This is a genomic window from Nocardioides zeicaulis, assembly GCF_042432345.1.
GTDB lineage: Bacteria > Actinomycetota > Actinomycetes > Propionibacteriales > Nocardioidaceae > Nocardioides > Nocardioides zeicaulis.
The window spans coordinates 2,747,919-2,754,492 of record NZ_JBHLXH010000001.1; the positions used below are offsets into that span (position 1 = coordinate 2,747,919).

General features: G+C 68.7%; 3 protein-coding genes and 1 pseudogene. All 4 read left to right on the forward strand.

The window, feature by feature from the left end; all coding sequences use genetic code 11:
• Window positions 1-17: 17 nt before the first annotated feature.
• Entirely contained in the window at window positions 18-695 is a 678-nt protein-coding gene (locus ACFFJG_RS13490) for a hypothetical protein (RefSeq protein ID WP_378519240.1), read from the forward strand.
• Window positions 692-1,507: a J domain-containing protein gene (locus ACFFJG_RS13495; RefSeq protein ID WP_378519241.1), complete on the forward strand. Its 816-nt coding sequence runs from the start codon at window positions 692-694 to the stop codon at window positions 1,505-1,507. Before ACFFJG_RS13490 ends, ACFFJG_RS13495 begins: the two co-directional genes overlap by 4 nt.
• Before the next feature lie 277 nt (window positions 1,508-1,784).
• Window positions 1,785-5,366, forward strand: a complete 3,582-nt coding sequence (rpoB, locus tag ACFFJG_RS13500) for a DNA-directed RNA polymerase subunit beta (RefSeq protein ID WP_378519242.1) — start codon at window positions 1,785-1,787, stop codon at window positions 5,364-5,366.
• 86 nt (window positions 5,367-5,452) lie between these two features.
• A pseudogene (locus tag ACFFJG_RS13505) lies at window positions 5,453-6,574 on the forward strand (DNA-directed RNA polymerase subunit beta'); the annotation flags it as partial.

The following is a 6,574-nucleotide window of genomic DNA, read 5'->3' on the forward strand; positions in this document are numbered from 1 at the left end:
CGAGGGAGGGGACACCGATGACACTCACGACCGAGAGGCCCGCGCCCGTCGACGAGACGGCGACCGGCGCCGACGCGACGCCCGCGCGCCGGGGACGCGGCCGGACCTGGCTCGCCCTCGCCCTCGCGGTGGTGGCCGCGGCCGCGACGGCCGTGCTGGTGTGGGAGCACACCGGCCGCGCCGGCACCGCCGACGGCGGCCTCGACCACCCGGACGAGCGCGAGCAGGTGATGAGCCTGACCAGCCAGTTCGTCAAGCGCCTCGGCACCTACAGCCCCGACATGGTCGACGGCTCCGGGCAGATGCCGGCCTACCGCGAGCAGGTCCGCGCGGTGATCACGCCCAAGTTCGCCGCCGACTTCGACAAGGAGGTCACGACGGCAGAGCAGCTCGTCGCCCAGGGTGGGATCACCCGCAGCGCCGACGTCTTCGCCACCGCCGTCTCCTCGGTCGACGACGACTCCGCCCGCGTGCTGGTCGCCGGCGCCTTCACCGACAGCTACACCCAGGGCACGGGGGCGAAGGCGCGCACCGTCGACCAGGAGCCCCTGCCCTTCCGGTTCACCGTCGACCTCGTGCTCACCGGCGGGAAGTGGCTGGTCGACGACTTTACTCCCGTCGGCAGCAGCGACGGCGCCGGCGCCCAGCCCGGCAGCCGGACCGACGGGCAGACCGACGGGGGGAGCACGCGATGAGCGACCTGCCCACCTGGTACGACCTGCTCGACGTCCCGCGCGAGGCCTCCACCGACGAGGTCCGCGCGGCGTGGAAGGCCCAGATCGCCGACCTCGAGCCGGGCGAGCGGCGCTTCGACGCCCTCAACCGGGCTGCCCGGGTGCTCCTCGACCCGGCGGCGCGGGCGGCGTACGACGCCGAGCACCCCGTCGAGCCTTCCGAGCCTGGCGAGCCTTCCCGAGCAGGACGCGCGGTGGCCGACGAGCCCGCCGAGAGTGAGGGGGGCGCGCCCGTGCGCCCGCGTCGGACGGCCCGGTTGCGCCGGTCCTCGACCAGCCGCGTCGGCGTGCCCGGCTGGCTGCTCGGCGGTCTCGGCGTGCTCGCCGCCGGCCTGGTGGCCGTGGCGTCGTGGACCTGGGCGGCCTCGGCGGACAGCGGCGCGGGGTCGACCGCCGCGCGTGAGGCCCAGGTCGCGGCGGAGCGCGCCGTGGTGCCGGTGCTCTCCTACGACCACCGCCACCTCGACGAGGACCAGCGCGCCGCCGAGGCGACGATGACGGGGCGGTACCGCCAGGAGTACGACAAGCTCTTCACGGTGCTGAAGGAGAACGCCCCGCAGACGCGCACCACGGTGAGCGCCGAGGTGGTCGCCTCCGGCATCGTGCGGGCGAGCGACGACCGGGTGCAGGTGCTGGTGTTCGTGGACCGGCCCACCACCAACAAGCTGCTCCGCGAGCCGGTCGTCTACAAGGACCAGGTGACGGTGTCGATGCAGCGCGTCGACGGCGAGTGGCTGGTCGACGACCTCGTCACCTCGCCCGTCCCGGGCTAGACCCCGGTCGCTCCGAGGCCTGCCGCGGAGCGGGGGAGCCTCTCCCCAGGGGTGGTCGATCGGCGCGTTCTGCTTGACCCGAGGGGCTTCGGCGTTCATAGTCGTGGCCAACGCGTGGAACCCATCCTTCGGGAGATCGACCCCGCGTTTGAGGCGTGCTCACATCTGCGCTATCGTAGTGCTTTGCGCCTGCCCTCAGATGCCCGACGCCTTCCGGAACGGCTGTCGCGGTGGTCGGCCGGCGCCGAGATCACTTGATCATTTGTGAGGACAACTCTTGGCCGCGCGCAGCTCCGCTGGTAACCACCGTCGCACCTCTTTCGCAAAGATCACCGAACCTCTCGAGGTTCCCCCTCTCATCGCGCTCCAGACGAGCAGCTTCGACTGGCTCGTCGGCAACGAGCGCTGGGATGAGACGGTGGCTGCCCGCAAGGCGGCTGGTGAGGACGTCTCCGAGAAGACCGGTCTGCAGGAGATCTTCGAGGAGATCTCCCCGATCGAGGACTTCTCCGAGACGATGATGCTCTCCTTCGACAACCCCGTCTTCCTGGACGAGAAGTACACCGAGGAGGAGTGCAAGGAGAAGGACTTCACCTACTCCCGCCCGCTCTACGTCTCGGCCGAGTTCATGAACCACGAGACCGGCGAGATCAAGGGCCAGACCGTCTTCATGGGCGACTTCCCCATGATGACGCGCAAGGGCACCTTCATCATCAACGGCACCGAGCGCGTCGTCGTGTCGCAGCTGGTCCGTTCGCCCGGCGTCTACTTCGAGTCGACCCCGGACAAGACGTCCGACAAGGACATCTACACCGCCAAGCTCATCCCGAGCCGTGGCGCCTGGCTCGAGTTCGAGATCGACAAGCGCGACCTCGTCGGCGTCCGCCTCGACCGCAAGCGCAAGCAGAACGTCACCGTGCTGCTCAAGGCGCTCGGCTGGACCACCGACCAGATCCGCGAGGAGTTCGGCCAGTACGAGTCGATGATGCTGACCCTCGAGAAGGACAGCGTCCGCTACGAGGTCGTCTACGAGGAGCTGCAGAAGAAGGCGCGGGGCGAGGCCCCGACCGCCGAGCAGGTCAACGACGAGGTCACCCGTCTCGCGCTGCTCGACATCTACCGCAAGCTGCGCCCGGGCGAGCCGCCGACGGCCGAGGCCGCGCAGACGCTGCTGAACAACTACTACTTCAACGGCAAGCGCTACGACCTCGCCAAGGTCGGCCGCTACAAGATCAACAAGAAGCTCGGCCTCCACGAGGCGTTCGACCAGCAGACGCTGACCATCGACGACATCGTGGCCGCGATCCGCTACGTCGTGCAGCTGCACGCCGCGGGCGTGCAGGTCGAGGCTCCCGACCTGGTCGACGCCGAGGGCAATGTCGTCGAGGGTCCTGACGGTGCCCCCGTCAAGGTCCAGGCCGACGACATCGACCACTTCGGCAACCGCCGCATGCGCACGGTCGGCGAGCTGATCCAGAACCAGCTCCGCACGGGCCTGGCCCGCATGGAGCGCGTGGTCCGCGAGCGGATGACGACCCAGGACGTCGAGGCCATCACGCCGCAGTCCCTGATCAACATCCGTCCCGTGGTCGCGGCGCTGAAGGAGTTCTTCGGCACCTCGCAGCTCTCGCAGTTCATGGACCAGACCAACCCGATCGCGGGCCTGACGCACAAGCGTCGCCTCTCCGCCCTCGGCCCCGGTGGTCTGTCCCGCGACCGCGCCGGCATGGAGGTCCGTGACGTCCACCCGTCGCACTACGGCCGCATGTGCCCGATCGAGACCCCCGAAGGCCCGAACATCGGCCTGATCGGCTCGCTGGCCTCCTACGGCCGGATCAACCCGTTCGGCTTCGTCGAGACGCCCTACCGCAAGGTCGTCGACGGTGTGGTCACCGACCAGATCGACTACCTGACCGCCGACGACGAGGACCGCTACGTCATCGCCCAGGCCAACGCCCCGCTCGACGAGAACATGAAGTTCGTCGAGGAGCGCGTCCTGGTCCGCCAGAAGGACGGCGAGGTCGACGCGATCCTCGCCGGCGAGGTCGACTACATGGACGTCTCGCCGCGCCAGATGGTGTCGGTCGCGACCGCCCTGATCCCGTTCCTCGAGCACGACGACGCCAACCGTGCGCTCATGGGCGCCAACATGCAGCGCCAGGCCGTGCCGCTGATCACCAGCGACAGCCCGCTGGTCGGCACCGGCATGGAGTACCGCGCGGCCGTCGACGCCGGTGACGTGGTCGTCGCCGACGCCGCCGGTGTGGTCAAGGAGGTCTCCGCCGACGCCATCGAGACGATGAACGACGACGGCACCTACCAGACCTACCGCCTGGCCAAGTTCCGCCGCTCCAACCAGGGCACCTGCATCAACCAGCGTCCGCTGGTGAAGGTGGGCGACCGCCTCGAGGTCGGCACGCCGATCGCCGACGGTCCGTGCACCGACGACGCCGAGATGGCGCTGGGCACCAACCTGCTCGTGGCGTTCATGCCGTGGCAGGGCCACAACTACGAGGACGCGATCATCCTCAGCCAGCGCCTGGTGCAGGAGGACATCCTCACCTCGATCCACATCGAGGAGCACGAGGTCGACGCGCGCGACACCAAGCTCGGCCCCGAGGAGATCACCCGGGACATCCCGAACGTCTCCGAGGAGGGCCTGGCCGACCTCGACGAGCGCGGCATCATCCGCATCGGCGCCGAGGTCACCACCGGTGACATCCTGGTCGGCAAGGTCACGCCCAAGGGCGAGACCGAGCTCACCCCCGAGGAGCGCCTGCTCCGCGCGATCTTCGGCGAGAAGGCGCGCGAGGTGCGCGACACCTCGATGAAGGTGCCCCACGGCGAGTCCGGCACCGTCATCGGCGTGCGGGTCTTCGACCGCGAGGACGGCGACGACCTGCCTCCGGGCGTCAACCAGCTGGTCCGCGTCTACGTCGCCCAGAAGCGCAAGATCTCCGTGGGTGACAAGCTCGCCGGCCGTCACGGCAACAAGGGCGTCATCGCCAAGATCCTGCCGATCGAGGACATGCCGTTCATGGAGGACGGCACCCCGGTCGACGTCGTGCTCAACCCGCTGGGTGTGCCGCGTCGTATGAACATCGGCCAGATCCTCGAACTGCACCTCGGCTGGCTGGCCAAGCAGGGCTGGGACCTCAACCTGTCCGGCGAGGCGGGTGAGTCGGAGTGGAAGCAGCGTCTCATCGCGATCGGCGCCGACAAGGCCGACCCGGACACCAAGGTCGCGACCCCGGTGTTCGACGGTGCCCGCGAGGACGAGATCACGGGTCTGCTGGGCTCGACTCTGCCGAACCGTGACGGCGAGCGGATGGTCAAGGAGGACGGCAAGGCCAGCCTCTTCGACGGTCGTACGGGCGAGCCGTTCCCGGAGCCGGTGGCGGTGGGCTACATGTACATCCTCAAGCTCCACCACCTCGTCGACGACAAGATCCACGCGCGCTCGACCGGCCCCTACTCGATGATCACGCAGCAGCCCCTGGGTGGTAAGGCCCAGTTCGGCGGCCAGCGGTTCGGCGAGATGGAGGTCTGGGCGATGGAGGCCTACGGCGCCGCCTACGCCCTGCAGGAGCTGCTGACGATCAAGTCCGACGACGTGCCGGGCCGCGTGAAGGTCTACGAGGCCATCGTGAAGGGCGAGAACATCCCCGACTCCGGCATCCCCGAGTCGTTCAAGGTGCTCGTCAAGGAGATGCAGTCGCTCTGCCTCAACGTGGAGGTGCTGTCGCAGGACGGCTCCACCATCGAGATGAAGGACGCCGAGGAAGACGTCTTCCGCGCGGCCGAGGAGCTCGGCATCGACCTGTCCCGCCGCGAGCCCAGCTCCGTCGAGGAAGTCTGAGCGTGACGGTGCGCCGGCCGCGAGGCCGGCGCACCGCCGCCCAGTCCCAGCTTTTTCCCACGTACTAACGAAGGACAGCAGCCATCGTGCTCGACGTTAACTTCTTCGACCAGCTTCAGATCGGCCTGGCCACCGCGGACGACATCCGCACGTGGAGCCACGGCGAGGTCAAGAAGCCGGAGACCATCAACTACCGCACGCTCAAGCCCGAGCGTGACGGCCTCTTCTGCGAGAAGATCTTCGGTCCCACCCGGGACTGGGAGTGCTACTGCGGCAAGTACAAGCGCGTGCGCTTCAAGGGCATCATCTGCGAGCGCTGCGGCGTCGAGGTGACCCGTTCCAAGGTGCGCCGTGAGCGCATGGGCCACATCGAGCTCGCCGCTCCCGTGACCCACATCTGGTACTTCAAGGGCGTCCCCTCGCGCCTGGGCTACCTCCTCGACCTGGCGCCGAAGGACCTCGAGAAGGTCATCTACTTCGCCGCCTACATGATCACCTCGGTCGACGAGGACGCGCGCCACCGCGACATGGAGACCCTGGAGAACAAGGTCGGCCTGGAGCGCGAGCGCCTCGAGAAGCGCCGCGACACCTCCGTGGAGGACCGCGCCAAGAAGCTCGAGGAGGACCTCGCCACCCTCGAGGCCGAGGGCGCCAAGGCCGACGCCAAGCGCAAGGTGCGCGACGGTGCCGACCGCGAGATGAACCAGCTCCGTGACCGCGCCAACCGCGAGATCGCGCGGCTGGAGGAGGTCTGGGACACCTTCAAGAGCCTCAAGGTCCAGGACCTGCTCGGCGACGAGCTGCTCTACCGCGAGATGAAGACCTGGTTCGGCAAGTACTTCGAGGGCCACATGGGCGCCACGGCGATCCAGAAGCGCCTCCAGGACTTCGACATCGAGGCCGAGGTGGAGTCGCTGCGCGACACCATCGCCAACGGCAAGGGCCAGCGCAAGGTCCGCGCCCTCAAGCGCCTCAAGGTCGTCGACGCCTTCCGCAAGACCGGCAACCAGCCCATCGGCATGGTGCTCGACGCCGTCCCGGTGATCCCGCCGGACCTGCGCCCGATGGTCCAGCTCGACGGTGGCCGCTTCGCCACCTCCGACCTGAACGACCTCTACCGCCGCGTCATCAACCGCAACAACCGCCTCAAGCGACTGCTCGACCTCGGCGCTCCCGAGATCATCGTCAACAACGAGAAGCGGATGCTG

What these genes read in the sequence shown, in the direction of transcription:
- ACFFJG_RS13490 (WP_378519240.1), top strand. Translation starts at nt 18, where the DNA reads ATGACACTCACGACCGAGAGGCCCGCGCCCGTCGACGAGACGGCGACC.
- ACFFJG_RS13495 (WP_378519241.1), top strand. Translation starts at nt 692, where the DNA reads ATGAGCGACCTGCCCACCTGGTACGACCTGCTCGACGTCCCGCGCGAG.